Here is a 23,661-nt window from a genome sequence, read left to right on the forward strand (position 1 = left end):
ACTCGCGCGTTCAGCGCCGACGGACGACCGCGACGAGGAAGCCGCCGAGCGTGCGCAGCATCGATCGACTCGCGTGCTCTTCGACGCGCGCGAACAGCGTCGAGACCAGCGGAACGCGATGCACGAACGCTGCGGGCGTGACCACGCGGACACCACGCATGTCGACGAGCTCGGTGCCGCTCGGGAGCATGCGGCGGATGGCGCGCGGCGAGTCCCAGCGCGTCGCGACGTCGGCCTCCGTGTGCGCGCGACCGATGCGCCGCGCGCCCGCGAGACGACGTGCCAGATAGCGCAGGCTCCACGCGTTGTAGAACTCGAGGAGCATGTGCCCGCCGGGCCGCGTGACGCGCGCGATCTCCGAGAGCGCGCGCTCGATGTCGGGCACGTGCGCGAGCACCTTGAACGAGTAGACGACGTCGAACGACGCGTCGCGGAACGGCAGCGCCGTCGCGCTCCCGCGCACCACGTCGAGCCCTCGCGCGTGTGCCTGCGCGATCATGCCCGCCGAGAGATCGACGCCCACGCTGCGCGACGCGTGCGGCGCGACGCGCGCGAGCACGAGCCCGGTGCCGCACCCGACCTCGAGCACCTCGGCGCCGCGCGCGTGATCGATCACGATCTGCGACTCGAGGCGGTCGACCAGCGCGTGATAGCCCTCGTCGCGACCGCGATCGTAGGTGCTGCTGAAGTCGTCGTAGTAGCGCTTGGCGCGCGCGTCGTGGCCGCTCATCGGAGCACCTCGTCGTAGAGCGACTCGTAGGCGGCCGCCATCGCGCGGGGGTGATGGCGTCGCTCGGCCGCGTGTCTCGCGCGCGCTCCGATCGATGCGCGCGCGCTCGCGTCGTCGAGCCATCGGCGGAGCGCGTCGACGAGCGCATCGAGCGTCGGCTCGATCGCCAGCGCCGCACCGTCCTCGGCGAGCTCCTCCGCGGCGCAACGCGACGCGACGATCACCGGGCGCGCCTGCCACATCGCTTCGATCAGCACCAGCGGCAGATCGACCTTCGCGCCGAGATCACGCGTCGGCAGCGCGACGACGTCGGCCGCGCCGAGCAGCGCGAGGATGTGCGGCGTCTCGCCGATCCATCGCACGCGCGACGCGACGCCGAGCGCCTCGGCCCGTGCCCGCAGCGCGCGCTCGGCCTCGCGCGACCGCTCGCTCTTCTGGCGGTACGCGAGCGCGAGCACCGCGTCGCGCAGCGTCACGAGCGACTCGATCAGGTGCCTCGCGCCCTCGCCGCGCTCGAGATCGCCGGGGAACACGATCAGCGGCGCATCGCGCGGCAGCTCGAGCCCCTCCCGCGTCGCCGCGCGCGCCTCGTCGCCGGGCACGTCGATCGGCGCGACTGCCGGCGGGATGCGCACCACGCCGCGCACGCCCGCGTCGCGCACCCGCGTCTCGGTGTGGCGCGAGAGGACGACGGTGCGATCCGCGAAGAGCACGCGGCGCGCATCGAGATCGTCGCGCGGCGCGCTCGACACCGTGTGCACCGTCGGACGTCGTCGCGCGCGGGAGAGCGCCTTCGCGACCACCGACGTGCGCGGGTTCGGCTGGAAGAAGAAGTGCGCGAGGTCGCCCTCCCCGATCGCGACACGCGCCAGCACGCGCAGCGCTTCGCGGGGAGGCAGCGCGTGCCCGCGCGCATGCGGGCCGAACGTCCGCTCGACCTTCGCGCGCGGCGGGTGGAACGACGAGCCGCGTGTCGCCATCACGATCGGCACGTGACGCTCCATCGAGCTCACGAGGTCCCTCACCAGGGTCTTGCTGCCGTCGTTCCACGGAGGCTCGACCGGCTTCGAAATCATCAGGATGGTCGCCATCACACGCGCGGGATCGGATACGTTTGACCCCGACCCACCCCTGCTCTAGAGGTCCAGCGTGGTCTATCACGGCGGCCCCGAGGACGACGACGAGACGCTCGCCGCTGGCGAGGACGAAGGCGCCGCGCTCGACGAGGACGACGAGCTCGAGCCCGACACCGAGACCACGCTCGAGTCGGAGCCGCCCGATCGCGCGCACGGCGAGAGCCGCCGCAAGCGACTCGAGCGCATCCTCCCCGAGATCCTCAAGCGCGCGATCGAGAAGGGCCTCGAGACCGGCATCGGCACGCTGACCAACAGCCGCGAGGCACTGCAAGGCGTCGTCGGCAAGGTCGAGCTGCCGAAGGAGGTCGCGAGCTACGTCCTGTCGCAGGTCGACGAGACCAAGAACGCGATGGTCCGCGTCGTCGCGCGCGAGGTCCGCGAGTTCCTCGAGGCGGCCGATCTCGCGAAGGAGCTGCAGCGCGCGCTCACCAGCCTCTCGTTCGAGATCCGCACCGAGATCCGGTTCATCCCGAACGACGCGGGCGGCGTCACGCCCGACGTGAAGGCGCGCGTCGGCCCGACCACGAAGCAGCGCGGCCGCCGCCGCGGGCTGCGCCGGCCTTCGGCCGAGGCGCAGGAGCCCGAGGACGGCAGCGACGTCTGACGATCACTCCGGGCGCTGCTCGCGGAGCTGCTCGGCCGCTTCCTCACGACGACGCCGCATCCCCTCGAGCGTGCGCAGCTCGCTGGGACCGGGGCTCGCGCCACGACCGACCGCGGGCTCTCCCGGCGGCAGCTGCGGCGCGGTGATGCGCGCGGATGCCGCACCGCCCTCGACGCGCTGGACGAGGACGCGCGCGATGCGCACCGGCGTGAGCGGACGGTTGTCGGGATCGCCGCTCTGCGGCACGCGCGCGATCATCGCGACCACGTCCTCGGGGCGGCACTGACCGAACACCGTCGCGGTGCCGTCGAGCTGCGGCGCGGGCCCGTCGAGGATGTAGAACTGCGCGCCCCCGGTGTCGCGGCCCCCGGTGGTCGCCATCGCGAGCCGTCCCGCACGATCGTGCGCGAGCGTCTCGTGCGGCTCGTACGGCATCGTGTACCCGATCGTCCCGCTGCCATCGCCGAGGTAGTCGCCGCCCTGGACGACGAACTCGGGGATCACGCGGTGGAACGTCGTGTTCGCGTAGTAAGGCTGGCGGCGCCAGATGCCCGCACGCGCGTCCCACCACGGGCGCCGGCCGCGCGCGAGGCCGACGAAGTTCGCGACCGTGCGCGGAGCGCGATCCGCGTAGAGATCACAGAAGAGCGTGCCGAGGTCGGTCGAGATCTCCGCGACGAGCTGCCCGTCGATCGGCATGCCCTCGACCGCTTCGTCGAGCGTGAAGTCGCCGCCCTCGGGATCGGGCTCGGTGGGCTCGCGCACCAGACGATCCGGCGTCTGCTTCGTCGTGCTGCGCGCGCCGCGGTCTCCTCCCGCGAACACGATCTGCTCGCCGTCCTCGGTCACGCCGATCGTCGGCTGCTTCGTCGCGCTCGCGCCGCCGCCGCCCTGTCCGCCCGTGGCCTCTCCGCCCGACGTCGCGCCCGTCTCGCACTCGCAGCCCCACAGGCCACCGAGCGCGATCACCGCCGCGATCACCGCGTTCCCTCGACGCATGCTCACTCCCACTCCTCGATCACCACGTCGTCGTCTTCGATCGCTTCGTCGTCGTGCGGCCCGCCCGCCGCGGGCACCTCGCCGACCTCTTCGAAGCGCACCTGCGCGCCGGCGCCGATGCCGTGCGCGCGCGCGAACCCGCCGTTCACCTCGAGCACGAACTGCGAGAGGCCCTCGACCTCGCGCGGATCGTCGGTCTGCGGCTCCGCGCTCTCGACGATCCCCAGCACGCGCATCTCGCTCGTGATGAAGATCATGTCGAGCGGGATGAACGTGTCGCGCATCCAGAAGCTCTGCTGTCGCTCGCGCGCGAACAAGAAGAGCATCCCGCGATCGGCCGCGAGCTCGCGCCGGTACATCAGGCCTCGCGAGGTCTGCGCAGGCGTCCGCGCGACCTCGACCTCGACGACCACCGGGTCCGCGCCCTCGCGCTCCAGGATCACGCGGGGCCGCGCAGGAGGCGGGGCGGGGCGCACCGGCTCGCCACCACCGCTCCCCGGCGTCGGCGGCGCCGGACGCGGCGCGTCGGCGCTCGCCTCGCGAGAGGCCTCGCCTCCCGAGCATGCGGCGATCATCGCGAGCGCAGCGGTCACGGCGAGCGTCCTCGTCATCCGGATCGGCGTGCCAATGGACAGCGCGCCCTCGTACCACGGACTCGCGCGCGATGCCGCTCTTTGGGTCCGTCGGACGCGCCCGCGCGCGGCGCGCAGAGTATATAGACGCGCCATGCCCCTCGGCCGGGTCTATCTCCTCGGCGCCGGCCCCGGCGACCCCGAGCTGATCACGCAGCGCGCCGCGCGTCGCCTCGGCGAGGCCGACCTCGTCCTCTACGACGCGCTGGTGCACCCCGAGCTCCTCGATCTCTGCCGCGAGGACGCCGAGAAGACGTTCGTCGGCAAGCGCGGCGGGCGGGTCAGCGAGCGACAGAGCGCGATCAACGAGCGCATGATCGAGGCCGCGCGCGCCGGGCGGGTCGTCGCTCGCCTCAAGGGTGGCGATCCCTATCTCTTCGGTCGGGGCTCCGAAGAGGCCGAAGCGCTGCACGCCGCGGGCATCCCCTTCGAGGTCGTGCCCGGTGTGCCCTCCCCCATCGCCGCGACCGCGTACGCCGGCATCTCGCTCACCCATCGCGCCGCGTCGAGCAGCGTCGCGTACGTGACCGCGACCGAGTCGCCCGAGAAGGATCGCTCGAGCCACGACTGGACGAAGCTCGCGACCGCCACCGAGACGCTCGTGATCTTCATGGGCGTGCGCTCGCTCGAGTCGATGATGGCGCGCCTGATCGAGCACGGTCGCGCCCCCGAGACGCCCGCGGCCGTCATCCAACAAGCGTCGATGCCGAAGCAGCGCACCATCGTCGGCACCATCGCGACGATCGCGAAGCTCGCGCGCGAGGCGAACGTCGGCATGCCCGCGCTCACCGTCGTCGGCGAGGTCGTGAAGCTGCGCGATGCGCTGCGCTGGTACGACGTGCAGCCGCTCTTCGGCAAGCGCGTGCTCGTGACGCGCCCCGAGGATCGCTCGCTCGGGCTCGCGCGCCTGCTCCGCGACGAAGGCGCCGAGGCGATCTGCATCCCCGCGATCCGCATCGCGCCGCCCGAGGATCCCGAAGCGCTCGCCCGCGCGGTGCGCGAGGCCGCGACCTACGACTGGCTCGTCTTCACCAGCGCGAGCGGCGTCGACTCCTTCTTCCAAGAGGTCGACCGCCAGGAGCGCGACGCGCGCGTGGTCGGCGCCGCGCGCATCTGCGCGATCGGCCCCGCGACCGCATCGTCGCTGCGCGCGCGTGGCCTCCGCGCCGACGCGGTGCCCACCGAGTTCCGCGGCGAGGGCGCAGCGAAGATCCTCCTCGATCACCACGGCGGCGATCTCCGCGGCGTGCGGGTGATGCTCCCGCGTGCCGCGGTCGCGCGCGAGGTCCTCCCCGAGACGCTGCGCGCGGCAGGCGCGCACGTCGACGTGGTGCACGCCTATCGCAACGTCCCTCCTTCGCCCGACGACGAGGCCGCGCTGCGCGCCGCGATCGAGGCGCACGAGCTCGACGTGATCACGTTCACCGCGCCATCGACCGTCGAGAGCGTCGTGCGCATCCTCGGGCCGAACGCCGCCGCGCAGCTCGCCTCGTTCACCATCGCCTCGATCGGCCCGGTCACCACCGCGGCGGCCGAGAAGCTCGGCGTGCGCGTCGACGTGACCGCGCCGTACTACACCAGCGAAGGCCTCGCGCGCGCGCTGCGCGAACACTTCTCCAGGACCTGACCCTTGCGCAACGCCCTCGCTCTCGCGGTCCTCGCCCTCGCGCTCGCGCCGATCGCCGGCTGCGAGCGCACCCCACCCGGTGAGATCGTCGTCATCCCACTCGGCGACGATCTACTCGCGCATCAGGTGATCGATCGCGACGCGACCACCGGCGAGGTCCGTTCGTGGGCGAGCGCGCCGCTCGACGCCGAAGACGACACCTGGATCCCCTACCCCGGCCGCATCCGGATCCAGGTCGAGCACGATCTCGGTCGCGCCCCCAACGGCGTGCTGGTCTACCTCTCGTTCACCGACGACGGGCGCACGCCCGCGCTCGCTGCCGGCGATCTCGCGCGCATCGAGGTCGTGAACGAGGATCACGTCGTCATATGGAACGACACGAACGGGAACTACTTCGCACGGGTGGTCGTCTTCTGACGTCTCGTCCATGAGCCCGTACCGCACGTTCGAGCACGACACGTACAACGAGGGCAGCGTCGCGCTGCTCCGCTCGGTCGCGATCGTGGTCGTGCTGCTCTCGATCGGCGGGCTCGCGCTCGGCCTCCGCAACTGGGTCGGACTGCTGTTCTCGATCGTCGGTCTCGCCGCGTGCGCTGCGTGGGTCGCGCTCGTCGGTCGCTCGCGCCGCCGCGCCCGCGGCAACGTCTCGCTCCGGCTCGAGCCCGACGCGCTCCGCTTCGTCGACGGCGCGACCACGATCGAGCTGCCGTGGTCCGAGATCACCGCGGTCGAGGTCGACGAAGATCGCCTCGACGTCCGCGTCGCCCGACACGATGCGGATCCGCTCCGCATCGAGCCGATGTTCCGCGGCGCGTCGGTCTACGATCTCGCCGACGCGATCTCCGCGGCGTGGCGCGCGTCCGCCTCCGCGACCGACCATTCGGGCAGGTAGACCCCCGTCACAGCGGCATGGCGAGCCGCCGCGGCGGGAACGATGCTGCGAGGACGGTGCGCGGCGCTCGCCACCGGTTACACTCGCTCTCGCTTTTTTCGCGAGGAGACCGTGGCAGATCCCTTCGATCCCGACTCCGGCGTCATCACCGAGACGCGGTCCGAGAAGAAGGTGCAGCGGCCGCGCATGTACCGCGTGCTGCTCCACAACGACGACTACACGACGCGCGAGTTCGTCGTCGAAGTCCTCAAGACCGTGTTCCACCACAGCGACGCGGAGGCCGTGCGGGTGATGCTGCACGTCCACTACAACGGCGTCGGCGTCGCGGGGGTGTTCACGCGCGAGATCGCGGAGACCAAGATCGCGATCGTGGAGAGGCTCGCCAAGGAGCGCGAGTACCCGCTGCGTCTCTCGATGGAGCCCGAGGAGGACGACGACGGGGACAAGAAGTAGCGCGCGCATCGACGAACGAGACCGCCGCCTTAGAGAAGAAGCCTCAGGAGAACGATGGCCACTCCGATGATCGCGAAGGAGCTGCAGGCGACGCTGCGCAAGGCCTACGAAGAGGCTCGTCGCATGCGGCACGAGTTCGTGACGCTCGAGCACCTGCTGCTCGCGCTCTGCGACGACCCCAAGGCGGCGAAGGCGCTCGATGCCTGCCGCGCGAACCGACACAAGCTCCGCAAGTCCCTCGCCGAATGGCTGGAGAACAGCCTCGAGGCCGTGCCCGACGAGGACGGCGACGAGCTCCAGCCCCACCAGACCATCGCCGTGGAGCGCGTGCTCCAGCGCGCCGCGATCCACGCGATCTCGTCCGAGATGAAGCAGATCGACGGCGGCAGCGTGCTCGTGCAGCTCTTCCACGAGCGCGACTCGCAGGCGGTCTACCTGCTCTCGCAGCAGGGCGTCTCGCAGTTCGATCTCAAGCGCTACGTGAGCCACGGCGCCGGCCCCGAGGGCGAGGCGTCGGGCGACATGGAAGAGGACGAGAGCGACGACGCGGGGCTCGGCGACGAGGACGAGGAAGGCGGCGGCGCCGCGCGCGATCCGCTCAAGGCCTACACCGTCGATCTCAACGCCGAGGCGCGCGAGGGCCGCATCGATCCGCTGATCGGTCGCGACCTCGAGCTCGAGCGCACGATCCAGGTGCTCTGCCGCCGCCGCAAGAACAACCCGGTGTTCGTCGGTGAGCCGGGCGTCGGCAAGACGGCGATCGCCGAGGGCCTCGCGCTGCACATCGTCGAGGGCAAGGTCCCCGAGGTGCTGCGCGGCGCGACGATCTACTCGCTCGACATGGGCTCGCTGCTCGCGGGAACGAAGTACCGCGGCCAGTTCGAGGAGCGGCTCAAGGGCGTCATCAAGAAGCTCCAGGAGCACGAGGACGCGATCCTCTTCATCGACGAGATCCACACGATCGTCGGCGCCGGCGCCACGACCGGCTCCTCGATGGACGCGTCGAACATCCTCAAGCCCGCGCTCGCGAGCGGGAAGCTGCGCTGCATCGGCAGCACGACGTTCCAGGAGTACAAGGGCAGCTTCGAGCGCGACCGCGCGCTCGCGCGCCGTTTCCAGAAGATCGACATCGGCGAGCCCAGCATCGACGACTCGATCCTCATCCTCGAGGGCCTGCGCTCTCGCTACGAAGAGCACCACGGCGTGAAGTACCTGCCCGGTACGATCGAGGCCTCGGTGAAGCTCTCGGCGAAGCACATCGTCGAGCGGCTCCTGCCGGACAAGGCGATCGACGTGATCGACGAGGCGGGCGCGCAGGACCGCATGCGCAACGAGCGCAAGCGCGAGGTCACGATCCGCGACGTGGAGCGCGTGGTCGCCAAGATGGCGCGCATCCCCGAGAAGACCGTCTCGGCCGGCGAGCAGGAGCGCCTGCGCGACATCGAGGCGGACCTCAAGCACGTCGTGTACGGACAGGACGACGCGATCGCGAAGATCGCGAGCGCGATCAAGCTCTCGCGCGCGGGCCTGCGCACCGGCGACAAGCCGATCGGCAACTTCCTCTTCAGCGGCCCCACCGGCGTCGGCAAGACCGAGCTGGCGCGCCAGCTCGCGAAGACGCTCGGCGTCGAGCTCATCCGCTTCGACATGAGCGAGTACCAGGAGCGCCACACCGTCTCGCGCCTCATCGGCGCGCCGCCGGGCTACGTCGGGTTCGATCAGGGCGGCCTGCTCACCGACGCGATCCGCAAGCAGCCCTACGCCGTGCTGCTGCTCGACGAGATCGAGAAGGCGCATCCCGACCTCTTCAACGTGCTGCTCCAGGTGATGGACCACGCGACGCTGACCGACAACAACGGTCGCAAGGCGGATTTCCGCAACGTCGTGCTCATCATGACGACCAACGCGGGCGCGCAGGACATGGCGAAGCGCGCGCTCGGGTTCGGCGCGGGCGTGGAGGGCGCGGACCTCAGCAAGGCGAAGCAGGCGATCGAGCGCACGTTCTCGCCCGAGTTCCGCAACCGGCTCGACGCGTGGGTGCTCTTCGGCGGGCTCTCGCGCGACGTGATCCTCAAGGTCGTCGACAAGGAGGTCGGTCTCCTCCGCGCGCAGATCGCGGAGAAGAAGATCGAGCTCGAGCTCACGAGCGCAGCGCGCGAGTGGCTCGCCGACAAGGGCTACGACCCTGCGTTCGGCGCGCGTCCGATGGGCCGCACCGTCGAGCAGTTCCTGAAGAAGCCGCTCGCCGAGGCGCTGCTCTTCGGGCCGCTCAAGGAAGGCGGCACGGTGGTCTTCGACGTGGTCGAGAAGGACGGCGAGAAGACGGTCGCGCCGAAGTTCGTCGACGTGAAGACGACCATCGAAGCATGATCAGCGCGACTCGGTCGTGCCGGTCTATCTGCTGACGAAGGAGCTGGTGTTCCCGCCGCCCGAAGGCGCTTCGCCCGAGGGCGTCGTGGCCATCGGCGGCGACCTGAGCCCGGAGCGGCTGCTGCTCGCGTACTCGCAGGGGATCTTCCCCTGGCCGAGCGAGGGCATGCCGCTCCTGTGGTTCTCGCCCGATCCCCGCTTCGTGCTCGAGCCCTCGAGCGCGCACGTCCCGCGCTCGCTGCGCAAGCGCGCGAAGAAGGGCGACTTCGAGATCCGCTGCGACACCGCGTTCACGCAGGTGATCACCGGATGCAAGCGCGCGTATCGCCCCGGCCAGCGCGGCACGTGGATCACGCGCGAGATGGTGCGCGGCTACGAGCGCCTCTTCGAGCTCGGCTACGCGCACAGCATCGAGTGCTGGATGAACGGCGTGCTCGCGGGCGGCCTCTACGGCGTGTCGCTCGGCAAGATGTTCTTCGGCGAGTCGATGTTCGCGGAGGCGCCCGACGCATCGAAGCTCGCGTTCGCGACGCTGCTCGGGAACCTCGCGCACTGGGGCTTCGATCTCGTCGACTGTCAGGTCCACACCGAGCACCTCGAGCGCTTCGGCGCGGAGGACTGGCCGAGGAGGAGGTTCCTCGACGTGCTGCACCGCTCGCTCGCGAACGAGACGCGACGTGGGAAGTGGACGTTCGAGCTCGGCGCAGTGGAAGCGATCGCGAAGCTGCGCGAGGGCTGATTCCCATCGACGCGCGTAATGACCCTGCTCGATCGATACGACGCCTTCCTCGACGCGACGCTCGCGCTCACTCCACTGACGCCGAGCGTTCTGCTGCGCGTCGTTCTCCGGCCTTCGTTCCAGCCCGAGTGCGCCCTCGAGCTCGCGAAAGAGCGAGACGACACGACGCTCACGATTCACACGCTCGACCATTCGGCGTGGGCTTGCCTGCCCGGGCGTGCCGATAACACGACGGCCTACACCCGCGACTCCGTCACGGGACGGTGGGTACGCGCGCCCGTCCGCGACACGTCCGCCGCGCGGGCTCCTGTGCTCACGCGCGAGCGCAGCGTGCTCGACGAGGAGGACCGCCGCACGGTCGAGCAGGCGCTCGACGCGTGCCGCGCCGAGCCACCGACGGACGACGCTCTGGTGCTCGACGGAATCTGCGTCGTCCTCCAGACGCCCACGCAGCGGTGGGAACGACGCGTCGCCGGATCGCGGCTGGATCCGTGCATCACAGCCACGCGCCTGGTGCTGGGGATCGCTGCACGTCACGCCACGAGCGACATCGTGCGAGAGCGACTCGTCACGCTCGCGCTGGCGCTCTGACCGAGAACGCGTGCCCCGCGGCAGCGAACCTGCTCACCAGAACGCCGCGATCTCGTCGCGGTACACGTACGCGAGCCCCGCGCACGCGAAGAACACCACGCTGAACACGAGCGCGAACGGATCGAAGCGCAGGTCCGCGGGTGATTGCTTCACGGCCTCGAGTCTACTTCGCACGCCTGGTGCTCGCCGACCTCGCCCTCTTCCTCCTCGGTGCACGCGCGCCATCCCCTGCCCAGCGACACGCCCGACACGGCCCACCATCGCGTGCCCGTCTCCTCGTCCACCACGCACGTGGCGGCGAGCACCGGCTCCTGATCGGCGCGCGCGCAGATCGAGACCTCCTCCTGCAGCGTGCACGCGCGCTCCACGTCGACGGGCCGCGCGCTCAGCACGTAGCACTCCGACGGGCACCCGTTCGCGCCGATCCACGCGTCCTGACACGGCGTCCCGCACGCGCAGAGCGCCAACGCGATCACCCACGCTCGCATCGCGCTCACGAAGAGCACGCGCCGCGCCTCCGTCTCCGAGCGCGGTCTCCCTCGCTCCGGAGCGCTCACGTAGGCTCGCGCGCATGTCATCGAAGATGGTCTCGGATCGCATCGCGTCGACGCGCGCGGTGCAGGGCTCCCTCGAACAGAACGCGGACGCGATCGCGACACACATCGCCGCGCGGTTGCGTCCTCACCTCCGCGCGGGCGAGCGCATGCCCGACGTCGCGCTCCTCGTGCAGCTGCTCGGCCGCGAGCTCGCGTCGCGCGCCGACACGATGCAGCGCGCCGATCGCGCCCACGAGATCGAGCTCGCCGACGACGCGGGCCCGCGCGCCGCACGCGATCGCCACGCCGCGACACTGCGCGAGGTCTACACCGATCTCCGCAACACCGTGCTCTCGGCGTACCCCGACGAGGCGCTCGCGCTGCTGCACCTGCGCGAGCCTGCGTCGATGGTGCCGTCGGTCCTCGCCGAGCAGGCGCACGCCACGCGCGAGGCGCTGCTCGACGCATCGATCCGATTGCCCAAGCCGCGCCGCAAGGGCACCAAGCTCGACCGTGACGACTACGCGCAGGAGCTGAGCGAGAGCGCGCTCGCGCTCTCGAAGGCGCTCGCCGACATCGACCGCGAGGCGAAGGAAGCCGACGTGGCGCTCGCCGCGAAGACCACCGCGATCGACGCGTTCGACGACGCGTTCGGGCTCGAGGTGCCGGTGCTCGCGTCGCTCTACGCGCTCGCCGGGCAGGACGTGCTCGCCAGCAAGCTCCGAGTGAACCCGCGGAGCCGCGGAACGCTCGTGGTGACGCCGGGAGGCGATCCCGCGACGCCGAACGACGCCGATCCCGACGAGACGTGAATTCCGCGCCGACGAATCGCCTCCAGCGCCCGCTGGAGGCGATCCGCGAATCCCAACACGCAGTCAGACGGGAATTTTCGCGATCCTCGCGCCCCGAATCGCCTCCAGCGACCGCTGGAGGCGATTTCGCGCCGCAGAATCGTCCCCAGCGCGCGCTGGACGCGATTCGTCGCCGCAGAATCGCGATCCGCGGCCGAAAACGGGGGGTTCGCGATGAGGATCGGCGTGCTCGCGGTCGAACGAGAGGACGAGGACGGCGCGCAGTCGATCGAGCTCGACGTGGACGAGCGGCTCGAGCCTCGGCCGCAACGCCCGGCGGACCGACGCGCGATCGCCGCGATGGACGCAGCACGACGACGCGGTCGAGGAGGTCGACGACGACGGGCTCGTCTGCCTGCGGCTCGCGCCCGATTGCCTGGTGATGATCGAGGCCGCGCCCGGCGCGTGCGTCGCAGGGGAGTGGCTGTACCTCACGCTCCGCGCGCGCAGTGACGGTCTCGGTGTTCGGCGTCTAGCCGCTGATCAGCGCGCGCAGCGCGGCGCTCGTCAGCTTGCGGTACGTCGCCTCGAGCTCCGCGACGCTCGCGCGCTTCGGCGTCGTGCGATCGACGAGGAGCAGCTCGACCAGCGCGCCCGCGAGGTAGCGCAGCGCGATCTCGCGCTCGGTGCCCTTCGCTATCTGATCGCCGAGATCCTCGTCGAGCAGCTCCATCACGAGGCGCGTCACGCGCTCGCGGATGATCTGCCCGCCGCGCCCTCGTGTCAGCGCGCTCACCCGGCGCCGCGTCGCGAGCCAGTAGCCCTCGCGCACGTGCTCGATGAGCGGGCGCACCCACCCGAGCGGTCGTCCCTGCGCGTGTGCGCGCAGCTCGCGCTGCAGGGTGTCGAACCCGCTGAGCAGCAGGTCCTCCTTGTCGGTGAAGTGCGTGTAGAAGGTCGAGCGCGCGATGCCGGCGCGCTCGCAGACGTCCTGCACGCGCACCGCCTCCCAGCCGCGCTCGACCATCAGCGAGAGCAGCGCGTCGCGCAGCGCGCGCGTCGTGCGCTGGGTGCGCGCGTCGCTCATCGCCGCGCCTCGTGATGGACAGAACGCGCCGCGTGTCCAGGAACGCGCGGGGCGATCGATGGCGAGCACGCCCTCGTCACCACCACGGTCGACGCATGACGAATGTGCTGATCGGCGCGCGCATCGCGCGCCCCGCGTACCTCACCCTCCTCCTCACCAGCATCCATCACGTCTACGGCGCGTGGGTCTACGCGACGCCGTGGCGACACCACGCCGTCTTCGTGAGCCTGGTCGCGGCGAGCGTGATGGCGATCGCGCTGCGTCTCGCCGCGCGCGAGACGCTCGCCGGCCGTGTCGCGTGGTGGGTCTTCGTGCTGACCACGGCGGCGATCCCGGTGCTGATGATCGGCGCGTTCGAGGGGCTCTACAACCACGTGATCAAGAACGTCCTCTACTTCGGCGGCGCGTCCGCGTCGACGATGCACACGCTCTTCCCGCCGCCGACCTACGAGCTGCCGAACGACTGCTTCTTCGAGGCGACCGGCATCCTGCAGGTGGTCCCCGCGGCGTTCGCGGCGGCACGGCTGGTCCGCGCGATCACCGCCTAGCGCAGAGCGCTCTCCGCACCTCGCTGCGCGGATCGCAGCGGCGCACCGGATCGTTCGTGCCCACCAGGAAGCGCAGCGCGATCACGTTGCGCTGCGCTTCGTCGTCGCCGATGCGGCGGTAACACGCGAGCGCCTCGCTCCACGCGCCGCGCCGCATCGCGAGCGCGGCGCGGGCCCGCCACGCGTCGGGATCGTCGGGCGTCCTGCGCGTCAGCTCACGCATCGCGCGCGCCGCCTCGTCCATCGCGCCCATCCGCTCGAGGGTCTCGGCGAGGCCGATCCACAGCGGGCCGTGATCGGGGCGTCGCGTCACGCCGGCCTCGAACGCGCTGCGCGCATCGCCGAGCGCCTCGCGCTCGAGGAAGACGCGCCCCAGCCGCTCGTACGAGAGCGCGTCGTCGGGATCGGCAGCGATCGCGTCGCGATACCACCCGATCGCCGAGCCTCGATCTCCCGCCGCGCGCAGCGAATCGCCCTGCGCACGGTACTGGGCGGCGATCTCCTCGCGCGACGCGCGCATGTCGCGCTGTGCCTCGATCCGAGCAGGCGCGATCGCGATCAGGACGAGCGCTGCGATCACGCGGAGCACCTGCCCGTGATGACACGCCCTGCCCGCCCGTGCCCCCGGGTCGCGACGGGCGTGTGCTCTGTCTATACTGCCGCCGATTTTTCGCCCGGAGCGCCCGTGAACCGTCGTGCCTTGATCGATCAGAAGCGCATCGCGCCCTACGTGGCGTTCGTCCTGTCGGGCGCGTCGAGCCTGATCTTCCAGACGATCTGGACCCGCATGCTGCACCACGTGTTCGGCGCGACCTCGGTCGCGATCAGCACGGTGCTCACGGTGTTCATGGCGGGCCTCGGCCTGGGCACGTGGATCGCGGGGCGCTTCGCGCATCGCATCAAGCACCCGATCTACGCCTATGCGATCGCCGAGATCGGCGTGGCGATCTGGGGCCTGCTGATCCCGTTCATGGTCGCGTCGGACGGTTGGCTCGCCGACGTGAACGCGTTCCTCCGGCAGTCGCTGGGCGCCGAGAGCACGACGTTCATGATCGCGCGCTTCCTCTGCGTCGTGCCGATCCTGCTGGTGCCCACGACGCTGATGGGCACCTCGCTGCCGCTGCTCTCGCAGCACTTCGCGCGCACCGAGAAGGACCCCGAGGTCGTCAGCTCGTACGTCGGCACGCTCTACTCGGTGAACACGTTCGGCGCGGCGTGCGGCCCGCTGCTCTCGGCGTTCGTGCTGATGCCGAGCGTCGGCCTGGCGATCACGAACGTGGTCGCGTGCTCGCTGAACCTGACGCTCGCCGCGCTGATCTTCGCGTTCCGCGAGCCGCTGATCGGCAGCAAGTGGGGCAGCGGCGAGAAGATCGAGTTCCTGCCCGGCAAGGAGCCGGTGGCCGACGATCCGGTGCCGGCCCCGGTCGTGGTGAGCGAGCCCGAGCCGGAGACCGCGGCGAAGAAGAAAAAGAAGAAGACCTCCGAGGCCGCGGCGAAGGTCGACGCGCCGGTGACGAGCGCGGAGCGCGAGGTCTGGATCCCGCCGATCGCGCGCAAGATGGCGTTCCTCGCGTTCGCGCTGAGCGGCGCGGCGGCGCTCTGTTACGAGGTCGTGTGGTCGCGCGCGCTCGCGATGACGATCGGCTCGTCGATCTACTCGTTCGCGCTGATCCTCGAGACGTTCCTCATCGGCATCGCGAGCGGATCGGCGGCGATGAGCGCGCTGATGTCGCGCGGTCGCGGACCGCTCGGCGGCATCGGCGTCGCGGCGTCGATCCTGACGCTGATCGCGATGGCGCCCTGGGCGATCGACATCCAGCTCGGCGAGGGCCACATGCACGGGGGCGACGTCAGCACGTGGCTGATCGTCTCCGCGTTCCCCCTCGCGCTGATCGTGCTCGTCGCGGTCTACGGGATCCGCAAGGCGCAGCAGGAGCAGACGCTGGTCGAGATGGCGGAGGTGCGCACGAAGCGTCCCGACGCGTTCGCCGCGCCCGGCGTGATCATGCTGCTGGTCCCGCTGACCTGCGCGATCCTCAACGCGGCGTACTTCTCGTACGGCTACCTGCCGAAGATCCTCGCGTCGGTCGTCGCGGCGCTCTGCATCATGCTCGGCTGCGCGATCACGCTGCGCCGTCATCCGGTGCTGCTGCTCGCGATCATCCAGCTGCTGATCGCGGGCGCGACGACGGTCTCGTACGTGTGGCAGGACGAGATCCCGTACGCGTTCGCGCAGCTCGTCGTGTCGATCGGCGAGCTGCCCGATCACGTCGGCACGGTGCAGTTCTTCATGTTCTTCACGGCGGCGCTCTGCACGCTGCCGGCGACGCTGGGCATGGGCGCGATGTTCCCGCTCACGCTGCGCGTGTGGACCGCAGGCGGCAGCGGCGTCGCGCGCGACGTCGCGACCGTCTACACCGGCAACACGCTGGGCTCGATCGTGGGCTCGTGGCTGCCCGGCTTCGTGCTGCTGCCGCTCGTCGGCATGGAGCGCACGCTGCACATCGGCATCGCGCTCAACATGCTGCTCGCGCTCGGCATGCTGATCGCGGGCGCGGCGGAGCCCGACGTCGAGACCGAGGCGGACAAGGCGAAGCCGCGCACGAAGATCTCGCCGATCGTGTCGCTGATCGTGCCGCTCGTGATCCTCGGGGCCGCGACCGGTGTGGGCCTCTGGCTGGTCGGTGACGACGCGGCGATCCGCACCGCGATCGGCCTGGGCGCGGGCGCGACGGCGCTCTTGATCGTCGGTCTCTGGGGCCTGCTGCGCGTCTCCGAGCGCGATCGCAGCGATCGCGACGCGAAGCCGCCGACGTCGGCCGAGCTGCCCACGTGGCACGCGGTGACGGTCTACGTGCTCTCGCCCGCGATCCCGGCGCTGCTCGCGCTGCTCTACGTGGGCACCCACCGCCCCGACTCGATCATGCGGTGGAACCTCACCCAGATGACGCTCGGCGTGTTCCGCGTGTCGCTCGCCGAAGGGATGCTCGATCCCGAGTCGTGGGGTCAGCCCGACCTCGTCTACTACCACGACGGTCTGAGCACCACGGTCTCGGTCGAGCGCTGGGGACGGCACTACGCGCTGAAGAACAACGGCAAGGTCGACGCCTCGAACGGCGACGACATGCCGACGCAGATCACGGTCGCGGCCTACCCGCTGCTGATGCACCAGAACGGCCCGCAGGATCTCGACGTCGCGGTCGTCGGCTTCGGCTCGGGCGTCAGCGTCGGCACCGCGCTCTCGTTCCCGGTGCGCACCGTCGACGTGATCGAGCTCGAGCGCGCGATCCCCGAGGCCGCGCGCTTCTTCCAGGACGTGAACTTCCTCGAGTACACGCGCGAGACGTTCCCCTACGTCGAGATGGATCGCCTCGAGATCATCAACGACGACGGGCGCAACTACCTCGCGTCGACCGATCGCCAGTACGACGTGATCATCAGCGAGCCGTCGAACCCCTGGATCACCGGCGTCAGCGATCTCTTCACGGTCGATCACTTCCGCATCACGAAGCGCCGGCTCCGTCCGGGCGGCATCTACTGCCAGTGGGTGCAGCTCTACGAGATGAGCCCGGAGAACATCAAGACGATCTACCGGACGTTCGCGTCGCAGTACCGCTACGTCGTGGTGCTCGCGGCGGACGATCGCTCGAGCGACACCGTGATGCTCGGATCGGACGCGCCGCTCACGTTCGATCTCGAGCGCATGCAGCGGGTGTGGGAGACGCCGCAGGTCGCGGACCGCATGACGGTGCACGACCAGCTCGAGCGCGCGTACCTGCACGCGCCCTTCGACATGCTCGCGCGCGTGCTGCTCTCGTCGAAGGACGAGGTCGAGGTCTACACGCAGCTCGAGCGTCGCCAGCGCGGCGGCGCGTGGCACGTCGACTACGCGTCGACGAACACCGGCACCTGCGAGGCCCCGGGCTGCGTGCGCGAGCCGGTGGTGCTCAACACCGACGACAACGCGCGCATCGAGTTCGCGGCGCCGCGCGACCTGATCGGCTTCGAGCGCTTCGAGGGCTACCTCGCGACGATCTACTCGCCCGAGTGGCCGTTCGGTCGGCTCGAGGATCACGTGCGCGGCTTCGGCGAAGGCGACGAGCGCGCGCGCAACCTCGCGGAGCTCGCGATGTCGCTCATCGGCCACGGGCGCTACGAGGTCGCGGCGCACTTCATCGAGCTCTCGCAGCAGGCGGGGCGCGCACGCGAGACCGCGGTGGCGCTCGAGGTGCTGACGTATTTGCTCTCGAGCGAGCACGAGCCGCGGGTGCGCATCGAGGAGCCGATGCCGGGCCCCGAGATGGATCGCGCGAGCGCCGAGCAGCTGGTGCGCGGCTTCGAGCGCGTGCGATCGGCGATCGATCGCGCGCAGTGGGGCGCGGCGCTGAGCGCGATGGAGGACATCCCGGCGCCGCTCCGCATGCACAGCGGGCCGGCGATGCGCTTCCTCTACGGCTACCTGCTCTACAAGGCGGCCGAGGGATCGTTCGCGCAGTACCGCGCGGCCGCGGAGCAGTTCGACGATCTGATCCGCACCGACGAGGACTACGTCACCTCGCACCCCGAGGTGTTCTACTTCCTCGCGCGCTCGCGCGACTCGCAGGGCGAGTACAGCGAGGCGCTCGACAACATGCGGCTCTACGTCGAAGCGCGGCTCACGTCGTCGCACGCCGATGCGCTCGAGGCCCCGGAGCCGCCCGAGGGCGAGGCCCCGGCGAGCGACGCGGCGGGCGAGTCCGACAAGACCGAGCACGACGAAGCGACGCGCGGGTGAGCCCTGCCGGAGTGCTCGTTCCGCAGGTCCCGGACGGGAGCGCGCGGATCACCCGAGAGTCTGCACAGGCCGCTGCGCACTCGGTCCGGGTGCGTAGCTCGCTGCGCAGCGATCTCGCCGCCGGATGCGAAGCCTGGTACGCAGCCGCACTGAAACCGGCCGGTCGGCCGGATGAATACTGACTCTAAGTAGCTGAAAACACACGCGCATCGCGTTTCCAACCCCCGTGGCACGTACGGTGCTGAAGGGGGCCGCCGAGGAGGACGAAGACTTCATGAGCCAGCCGACCGCCAGCAGCGCCCCCCAACAGCAGGGCCCGCGCGCGCTGCGCATCCTCGCGAAGTCGGTGTTCCGCGAGCTCAAGAGCAGCGGCTACAGCCGCTCCGACATCGTCGCGTTCGCGACCGAGATGCTCGCCCTGGTGACCACCGATCTGCGCGAAGAGGCTCCGTCGGAAGAGATCGCGGCGGCCGAGTGACGCTCGGCACGTGATCCCCGCGAGGGAGTGATGACGAAGGGAGCCCACGGGCTCCCTTCTTCGTTCCGTCAGCCGACTCGCGCCAGGCGCGCGCTCGTGTACGTCCCGTGCGGCGAGCGCGCGGGATCGTCGAGCTCGAGGAGCGACGCGTTCGCACGGAGCCGCGCCGGCTCGTGGGTGGGAGGCAGCGTCGTGACGACGCGCGGTCGCAACGAGAAGGTCGCGGTCCAGAGATCGCGCACCGTCTCGAGCGGCGGCGCGAAGCCGCGCTGACCGAGCAGCGCGCGCGACGTTGCGAGCGCGGCGCCGGTCATCCACGCGAGGTTCGCGCGGAGCGGGCCGGTCCGGCCGTGGTGCCGCGCGAAGTAACGCGCGCGCGACTCGAAGTAGTAGCGAGGCAGGCGCTTCGGCATGCCCTCGCGCGTCGAGAAGCCCGACGAGCCACCGCCGAGGTGGATCACGCGCGCGCTCGGCCAGTAGAGCATCTTCCACCCCGCGGCGCGCACCCGACGGCAGTAGTCGGCGTCCTCGAAGTACATGAAGAAGCCCTCGTCGAGCCCGCCGATCTCCGCGAGCACCTCGCGGCGCACCAGCACGCACGCGAAGCCGAGCCACTGCGGATAGAACGGACGCTCCGCGCTCGCGACCGGCGTGGGCACGCGCACCCGCGACAAGAGTCGCGACACGATGCCGGTGCTCGCCGCGACCTCGAGCTCCGAGATCGGCGTGTGATCGCGGAAGGCGCTCACGTCGAGCTCGCCGTCCGCGGTGTCGAATCGCGGTCCGACCAGGCCGGCCTCGGGATGCGCGCGCATGCCCGCGACGAGCGCGTCGAGCGCGCCCTCCGAGACGACGGTGTCGCTGTTGAGCAGCACGTACGCCTCGGCGGGACAGTGCACCCGCGCATGACGCAGCCCGAAGTTGTTGCCCGCGGCGAAGCCTCCGTTGATCGGAGAGCGCAGCACCTGCGCCCACTCGCCCCAACCTCGCTCTTCGATCGCACGCTCGATGCGATCCGCCGAGCCGTCGGCCGACGCGTTGTCGACGACCAGGACGCGGCGGCGCGCACCGATCTGCGGCGCGAGTGACGCGACGCAATCGAGCGTGAGCTCGGGCGTCCGGTAGTTGAGCACGACGATCGTCAGCTCGAACGGAATCACGCGCAAACTCCTCCTCCGCGTCCTTCACGGATCGCGCCGCTCGCCCAGCGCGCCCCTCGTCCTCCACGTCAGGTGGGCACGTATCGCGCCGGAGTCACCCTCGCATCGACGCCACATGGGCTTCTTGCGCGACCACGGGCGGTCAGCAGAGCAAGCGCCAGGCCTCGTCGCGTTCCCGAGCGCGCGTCCACGATGCGGCACGCGCAGCACGCCGTGCGCAATCGCAAGCCCCGGAAACAGGGGCCACGCGCGCGCCTCGCATCGCGCACGCCCGTGGCTCGGGCGCCACGATCGAGAGGCGTCGTGGCACGCGAGGAGTGGGCTACGCGGCCTCGGGGCCTACCTTGACCGCGCCGAAGGGCGAGGGCTAGATTCCGCGCCCCTTCGGGGATCCCGGCATTTCGCGCGCCGATCGAGCCCTTCTCGACGTTCGTTTCGAGAGCGACGCGCGAGGGATCGAAGAGGCATCCGGAAGGAAGACAGGAGTCGAATCATGGCGACCCGCATCGCGATCAACGGCTTCGGCCGAATCGGACGTTGCGTCACGCGCGTCCTCGTGGACACCAAGAACGCGGACCTCGAGCTGGTCGCGATCAACGACCTCACCGACCCCGCGACGCTCGCGCACCTGCTCAAGTACGACTCGGTGCACCGTCGGTTCGACGCGGACGTCGAGGCGGGCAGCGACTCGATCTCGATCAACGGCAAGAAGATCCCGATCTACGCGAAGAAGGATCCCGCCGAGCTTCCGTGGAAGGACCTCGGCGTCGACATCGTGCTCGAGTGCACGGGCCGCTTCCGCGACAAGGCGGGCGGCGAGAAGCACATCGCGGCGGGCGCGAAGCGCGTGGTCATCAGCGCGCCCGGCGAGAAGGACATCGACGGGACGTTCTGCATCGGGATCAACAGCGACAAGTACGACCCGAGCAAGCACCGCATCGTGTCGAACGCGTCGTGCACGACGAACTGCCTCGCGCCGATCACGAAGGTGATCCACGAGGCGTTCGGCGTGATCAAGGGCCACATGGTCACGGTCCACTCGTACACGAACGACCAGAACCTGCTGGACCTCCCGCACAAGGATCTGCGTCGCGCGCGCGCGGCCGCGCTCTCGATGATCCCGTCGACGACCGGCGCCGCGAAGGCGATCGGCCTCGTGCTCCCCGAGCTCAAGGGCAAGCTCGACGGCACGTCGATCCGCGTCCCCACGCCGAACGTCTCGCTCACCTGCCTCACCGCGCACGTGAGCAAGAAGGTGACGAAGGAAGAAGTGAACGCGGCGCTCGAGGCGGCGTCGAAGGGCGCGCTCAAGGGCATCCTCGGCTTCGAGCGGGCCGAGCTCGTGTCGAGCGACTACATCGGCGATCCGCGCAGCTCGATCGTCGACGCGGCGCAGACCTCGGTGGTCGGTGACGACCTCGTCGAGGTGCACAGCTGGTACGACAACGAGTGGGGCTTCTCGCACCGCATGGTCGACCTCACCGCGCTCATCGCGAAGAAGGGCGCCTGACCCATGTCGCTCGAGGGGATTCGCAGCGTTCGTGATCTTCCGGTCGAAGGACGGCGCGTGTTCGTGCGCGTCGACTTCAACGTGCCGCTCGAGGGAGGCAAGGTCGGCGACGACACGCGCATCCGCGCGGCGATCCCGACGCTGCGACATCTCCTCGAGCGCGGTGCGCGCGTGGTGATCGCGTCGCACCTCGGGCGTCCGAAGGGCGCGCCCGATCCGAAGTACTCGATGGAGCCCGCGGCGCAGAAGCTGGCGGAGCTGATGGGCGTCGAGGTGCTGCTCGCCGACGACTGCGTGGGCGATGGTCCGCGCAAGGTCGTGCAGGATCTCCGCGAGGGGCAGATCGCCTGCCTCGAGAACCTCCGCTTCCATGCGGAGGAGGAGAAGAACGACGCGCAGTTCGCGGCGGAGCTCGCGAAGCTCGGCGACGTGTACGTGAACGACGCGTTCGGTGCGGCGCATCGCGCGCACGCGTCGGTCGCGGCGCTGCCGAAGCTGATCCGCGATCGCGGCGCGGGCTTCCTGATGGAGGCCGAGCTCGACGCGCTCGGGAAGATCAGCAAGGGCGAGGTGCAGCGGCCCTACGTCGCGGTGCTCGGCGGCGCGAAGGTGAGCGACAAGCTCGCGGTGCTCGAGGCGCTGCTGCAGAAGGTGGACGCGCTGATCATCGGCGGCGCGATGGCGAACACGTTCCTCGCGGCCAAGGGCGCGTCGATGGGCAAGAGCCTCGTCGAGCAGGACAAGCTCGCGCTCGCGCGCACGATCATGACGCGCGCGGGTGAGCGCAAGGTGGACCTGCTGCTCCCCGACGACTTCGTGGTCGGGACCGGGCTCGACGCGACGTCGGGGCGGGTCGCGCTGCCCGACGAGATCGGCGAGAACGAGATGGCGCTCGACATCGGGCCGAAGAGCCTCGAGGCGTTCTCGAAGAAGCTGCGCAGCGCGAAGACGGTGTTCTGGAACGGCCCGATGGGTCTGTTCGAGAACGAGGCGTTCGCGGCGGGCACGCGCGGGATCGCGAAGACGATGAGCGAGCTCTCGGGCGCGTTCACGGTCGTCGGCGGTGGCGACAGCGTCGCGGCGGTGCAGGAGACCGGGCTCGCCGACAAGTTCGGGCACGTCTCGACGGGCGGTGGCGCGTCGCTCGAGCTGCTCGAGGGACGCAAGCTGCCGGGCGTGGACGCGCTGCGATGAGCGCGCGGAAGAAGCTCGTCGCGGGCAACTGGAAGCTCCACCACGATCGTGCGGCGAGCGTCGAGCTCGCGAAGGCGATCGCGGCGGGGCTTCCGTCGTCGCAGGTCGAGGTGGTGATCGCGCCGGTGTTCACGTCGCTCGACGTCGTGCGCGGCGCGATCGCGGGCACGCCGATCGGCCTGAGCGCGCAGAACCTGCACTGGGACGACTCGGGCGCGTTCACGGGCGAGGTCTCGGCGCCGCTCCTCAAGGACGTCGGCTGCACCCACGTGATCATCGGGCACTCGGAGCGGCGTCAGCTCTTCGGCGAGACCGACGATCGCGTGAGCAAGAGGCTCGGTGCGGCGCTGAAGCACGGGCTCGTGCCGATCGTGTGCGTGGGCGAGACGCTCGAGGAGCGCGAGGCCGGGCGCACGCTCGACGTGGTGCTCGGGCAGATCGACGCGGCGCTCGCCGGGATCACGAAGGACGCGCTCGCCGGGATCGTGATCGCGTACGAGCCGGTGTGGGCGATCGGGACCGGGAAGGTCGCGAAGTCGTCGGACGCGCAGGAGGTCCAGGCGGCGATCCGCGCGCGGATGAGCGAGCGGATCGATGCGGGCGCGGCGCAGAAGACGCGGATCCTCTACGGCGGCAGTGTGAAGCCGGACAACGCCGCGGAGCTGATGGCGCAGCCGGACGTGGACGGCGCGCTGGTCGGCGGCGCCTCGCTCAAGGCCGACTCGTTCCTCGCGATCGTGAAGGGTGCCCTGCCCGCTTCGTGAGGAAGCTGGAACGCACGCCTGACCCTGCTATGTTCGGCCGTCCGTC

Annotated in this window: 23 protein-coding genes; 15 read left to right on the plus strand and 8 right to left on the minus strand. The window is 70.5% G+C overall.

Annotated features, from left to right (window positions below):
- Window positions 1-10 precede the first annotated feature (10 nt).
- Both I5071_RS12060 and I5071_RS12065 read right to left on the minus strand, forming a co-directional pair.
- Window positions 11-730 (minus strand): class I SAM-dependent methyltransferase, encoded by a 720-nt coding sequence (locus I5071_RS12060; RefSeq protein WP_236605579.1) that lies wholly within the window; start codon window positions 728-730, stop codon window positions 11-13.
- Window positions 727-1,806, minus strand: coding sequence for a glycosyltransferase family 4 protein (locus I5071_RS12065; protein WP_236605580.1), 1,080 nt, complete (start codon window positions 1,804-1,806; stop codon window positions 727-729). Before I5071_RS12065 ends, I5071_RS12060 begins: the two co-directional genes overlap by 4 nt.
- Window positions 1,807-1,879: 73 nt before the next feature.
- Between I5071_RS12065 and I5071_RS12070 the strand changes: the two genes are divergently transcribed.
- Entirely contained in the window at window positions 1,880-2,470 is a 591-nt protein-coding gene (locus I5071_RS12070; protein ID WP_236605581.1) for a hypothetical protein, read from the plus strand.
- Between the two features lie 3 nt (window positions 2,471-2,473).
- Here the strand turns inward: I5071_RS12070 and I5071_RS12075 are convergent, their stop codons facing one another.
- Both I5071_RS12075 and I5071_RS12080 read right to left on the minus strand, forming a co-directional pair.
- On the minus strand, window positions 2,474-3,469 hold the full coding sequence (locus tag I5071_RS12075; RefSeq protein ID WP_236605582.1) for a peptidylprolyl isomerase: 996 nt from the start codon (window positions 3,467-3,469) through the stop codon (window positions 2,474-2,476).
- Window positions 3,470-3,471: 2 nt separating this feature from the next.
- Complete coding sequence (locus tag I5071_RS12080) at window positions 3,472-4,062, minus strand: DUF192 domain-containing protein (RefSeq protein WP_236605583.1); 591 nt, start codon at window positions 4,060-4,062, stop codon at window positions 3,472-3,474.
- Window positions 4,063-4,195: 133 nt separating this feature from the next.
- Here I5071_RS12080 and cobA point away from each other — a divergent pair, with 133 nt between their 5' ends.
- The 7 genes from cobA (at window position 4,196) to I5071_RS12115 (ending at window position 10,773) form a co-directional block, all read left to right on the plus strand.
- Window positions 4,196-5,728 carry a uroporphyrinogen-III C-methyltransferase gene (gene cobA / locus I5071_RS12085; protein WP_236605584.1) on the plus strand — a complete coding sequence of 511 codons (1,533 nt, stop codon included), beginning with the start codon at window positions 4,196-4,198 and terminating at the stop codon, window positions 5,726-5,728.
- Between the two features lie 3 nt (window positions 5,729-5,731).
- Window positions 5,732-6,145, plus strand: a complete 414-nt coding sequence (locus tag I5071_RS12090; protein ID WP_236605585.1) for a hypothetical protein — start codon at window positions 5,732-5,734, stop codon at window positions 6,143-6,145.
- 10 nt (window positions 6,146-6,155) lie between these two features.
- Window positions 6,156-6,620, plus strand: coding sequence for a hypothetical protein (locus I5071_RS12095; protein ID WP_236605586.1), 465 nt, complete (start codon window positions 6,156-6,158; stop codon window positions 6,618-6,620).
- A 111-nt stretch (window positions 6,621-6,731) separates the two neighbouring features.
- Complete coding sequence (locus tag I5071_RS12100; RefSeq protein WP_236605587.1) at window positions 6,732-7,073, plus strand: ATP-dependent Clp protease adaptor ClpS; 342 nt, start codon at window positions 6,732-6,734, stop codon at window positions 7,071-7,073.
- A 54-nt stretch (window positions 7,074-7,127) separates the two neighbouring features.
- On the plus strand, window positions 7,128-9,443 hold the full coding sequence (clpA, locus tag I5071_RS12105) for an ATP-dependent Clp protease ATP-binding subunit ClpA (RefSeq protein ID WP_236605588.1): 2,316 nt from the start codon (window positions 7,128-7,130) through the stop codon (window positions 9,441-9,443).
- Between the two features lie 16 nt (window positions 9,444-9,459).
- Window positions 9,460-10,182 carry a leucyl/phenylalanyl-tRNA--protein transferase gene (aat, locus tag I5071_RS12110; protein WP_236605589.1) on the plus strand — a complete coding sequence of 241 codons (723 nt, stop codon included), beginning with the start codon at window positions 9,460-9,462 and terminating at the stop codon, window positions 10,180-10,182.
- Between the two features lie 18 nt (window positions 10,183-10,200).
- Window positions 10,201-10,773 (plus strand): hypothetical protein, encoded by a 573-nt coding sequence (locus I5071_RS12115; protein WP_236605590.1) that lies wholly within the window; start codon window positions 10,201-10,203, stop codon window positions 10,771-10,773.
- A 149-nt stretch (window positions 10,774-10,922) separates the two neighbouring features.
- Here the strand turns inward: I5071_RS12115 and I5071_RS12120 are convergent, their stop codons facing one another.
- Window positions 10,923-11,261, minus strand: a complete 339-nt coding sequence (locus tag I5071_RS12120) for a hypothetical protein (RefSeq protein WP_236605591.1) — start codon at window positions 11,259-11,261, stop codon at window positions 10,923-10,925.
- An 83-nt stretch (window positions 11,262-11,344) separates the two neighbouring features.
- Between I5071_RS12120 and I5071_RS12125 the strand changes: the two genes are divergently transcribed.
- Complete coding sequence (locus tag I5071_RS12125; protein WP_236605592.1) at window positions 11,345-12,121, plus strand: hypothetical protein; 777 nt, start codon at window positions 11,345-11,347, stop codon at window positions 12,119-12,121.
- Between the two features lie 511 nt (window positions 12,122-12,632).
- On the opposite strand, the gene I5071_RS12130 is transcribed toward I5071_RS12125, so the two are convergent.
- Window positions 12,633-13,187 (minus strand): TetR/AcrR family transcriptional regulator, encoded by a 555-nt coding sequence (locus tag I5071_RS12130; RefSeq protein WP_236605593.1) that lies wholly within the window; start codon window positions 13,185-13,187, stop codon window positions 12,633-12,635.
- A 95-nt stretch (window positions 13,188-13,282) separates the two neighbouring features.
- On the opposite strand from I5071_RS12130, the gene I5071_RS12135 reads away from it, so the two are divergent.
- On the plus strand, window positions 13,283-13,735 hold the full coding sequence (locus I5071_RS12135) for a hypothetical protein (RefSeq protein WP_236605594.1): 453 nt from the start codon (window positions 13,283-13,285) through the stop codon (window positions 13,733-13,735).
- On the opposite strand, the gene I5071_RS12140 is transcribed toward I5071_RS12135, so the two are convergent.
- Entirely contained in the window at window positions 13,725-14,315 is a 591-nt protein-coding gene (locus I5071_RS12140; protein WP_236605595.1) for a tetratricopeptide repeat protein, read from the minus strand. The genes I5071_RS12135 and I5071_RS12140 overlap by 11 nt on opposite strands.
- A 105-nt stretch (window positions 14,316-14,420) precedes the next feature.
- Here I5071_RS12140 and I5071_RS12145 point away from each other — a divergent pair, with 105 nt between their 5' ends.
- Both I5071_RS12145 and I5071_RS12150 read left to right on the plus strand, forming a co-directional pair.
- Entirely contained in the window at window positions 14,421-18,509 is a 4,089-nt protein-coding gene (locus I5071_RS12145) for a hypothetical protein (protein WP_236605596.1), read from the plus strand.
- Between the two features lie 274 nt (window positions 18,510-18,783).
- The gene (locus I5071_RS12150; protein ID WP_075097958.1) at window positions 18,784-18,987 is read left to right on the plus strand and encodes a hypothetical protein; all 204 of its coding nucleotides are present in this window, start codon (window positions 18,784-18,786) and stop codon (window positions 18,985-18,987) included.
- Between the two features lie 68 nt (window positions 18,988-19,055).
- Here I5071_RS12150 and I5071_RS12155 read toward each other — a convergent pair whose 3' ends face one another.
- Window positions 19,056-20,147, minus strand: coding sequence for a glycosyltransferase family 2 protein (locus I5071_RS12155; protein ID WP_236605597.1), 1,092 nt, complete (start codon window positions 20,145-20,147; stop codon window positions 19,056-19,058).
- 493 nt (window positions 20,148-20,640) lie between these two features.
- Here I5071_RS12155 and gap point away from each other — a divergent pair, with 493 nt between their 5' ends.
- Genes gap through tpiA form a run of 3 tightly spaced genes read left to right on the plus strand, consistent with a single transcriptional unit; the run spans window position 20,641 to window position 23,615 of the window.
- Complete coding sequence (gap, locus tag I5071_RS12160; RefSeq protein ID WP_236605598.1) at window positions 20,641-21,657, plus strand: type I glyceraldehyde-3-phosphate dehydrogenase; 1,017 nt, start codon at window positions 20,641-20,643, stop codon at window positions 21,655-21,657.
- A gap of 3 nt (window positions 21,658-21,660) precedes the next feature.
- Window positions 21,661-22,851 carry a phosphoglycerate kinase gene (locus I5071_RS12165; RefSeq protein WP_236605599.1) on the plus strand — a complete coding sequence of 397 codons (1,191 nt, stop codon included), beginning with the start codon at window positions 21,661-21,663 and terminating at the stop codon, window positions 22,849-22,851.
- The gene (gene tpiA / locus I5071_RS12170; RefSeq protein ID WP_236605600.1) at window positions 22,848-23,615 is read left to right on the plus strand and encodes a triose-phosphate isomerase; all 768 of its coding nucleotides are present in this window, start codon (window positions 22,848-22,850) and stop codon (window positions 23,613-23,615) included. Before I5071_RS12165 ends, tpiA begins: the two co-directional genes overlap by 4 nt.
- The last annotated feature ends 46 nt before the right edge of the window (window positions 23,616-23,661 follow it).

The organism is Sandaracinus amylolyticus (assembly GCF_021631985.1).
Lineage (GTDB): Bacteria > Myxococcota_A > Polyangia > Polyangiales > Sandaracinaceae > Sandaracinus > Sandaracinus amylolyticus_A.

Excerpts from the sequence above, each read along its gene's own strand:
- I5071_RS12060 (WP_236605579.1), bottom strand. The coding sequence starts at position 730 with ATGAGCGGCCACGACGCGCGCGCCAAGCGCTACTACGACGACTTCAGC.
- I5071_RS12065 (WP_236605580.1), bottom strand. The coding sequence starts at position 1,806 with ATGATTTCGAAGCCGGTCGAGCCTCCGTGGAACGACGGCAGCAAGACC.
- I5071_RS12075 (WP_236605582.1), bottom strand. The coding sequence starts at position 3,469 with ATGCGTCGAGGGAACGCGGTGATCGCGGCGGTGATCGCGCTCGGTGGC.
- cobA (WP_236605584.1), top strand. The coding sequence starts at position 4,196 with ATGCCCCTCGGCCGGGTCTATCTCCTCGGCGCCGGCCCCGGCGACCCC.
- I5071_RS12095 (WP_236605586.1), top strand. The coding sequence starts at position 6,156 with ATGAGCCCGTACCGCACGTTCGAGCACGACACGTACAACGAGGGCAGC.
- clpA (WP_236605588.1), top strand. The coding sequence starts at position 7,128 with ATGGCCACTCCGATGATCGCGAAGGAGCTGCAGGCGACGCTGCGCAAG.
- I5071_RS12115 (WP_236605590.1), top strand. The coding sequence starts at position 10,201 with ATGACCCTGCTCGATCGATACGACGCCTTCCTCGACGCGACGCTCGCG.
- I5071_RS12120 (WP_236605591.1), bottom strand. The coding sequence starts at position 11,261 with ATGCGAGCGTGGGTGATCGCGTTGGCGCTCTGCGCGTGCGGGACGCCG.
- I5071_RS12125 (WP_236605592.1), top strand. The coding sequence starts at position 11,345 with ATGTCATCGAAGATGGTCTCGGATCGCATCGCGTCGACGCGCGCGGTG.
- I5071_RS12130 (WP_236605593.1), bottom strand. The coding sequence starts at position 13,187 with ATGAGCGACGCGCGCACCCAGCGCACGACGCGCGCGCTGCGCGACGCG.
- I5071_RS12135 (WP_236605594.1), top strand. The coding sequence starts at position 13,283 with ATGACGAATGTGCTGATCGGCGCGCGCATCGCGCGCCCCGCGTACCTC.
- I5071_RS12150 (WP_075097958.1), top strand. The coding sequence starts at position 18,784 with ATGAGCCAGCCGACCGCCAGCAGCGCCCCCCAACAGCAGGGCCCGCGC.
- gap (WP_236605598.1), top strand. The coding sequence starts at position 20,641 with ATGGCGACCCGCATCGCGATCAACGGCTTCGGCCGAATCGGACGTTGC.
- I5071_RS12165 (WP_236605599.1), top strand. The coding sequence starts at position 21,661 with ATGTCGCTCGAGGGGATTCGCAGCGTTCGTGATCTTCCGGTCGAAGGA.
- tpiA (WP_236605600.1), top strand. The coding sequence starts at position 22,848 with ATGAGCGCGCGGAAGAAGCTCGTCGCGGGCAACTGGAAGCTCCACCAC.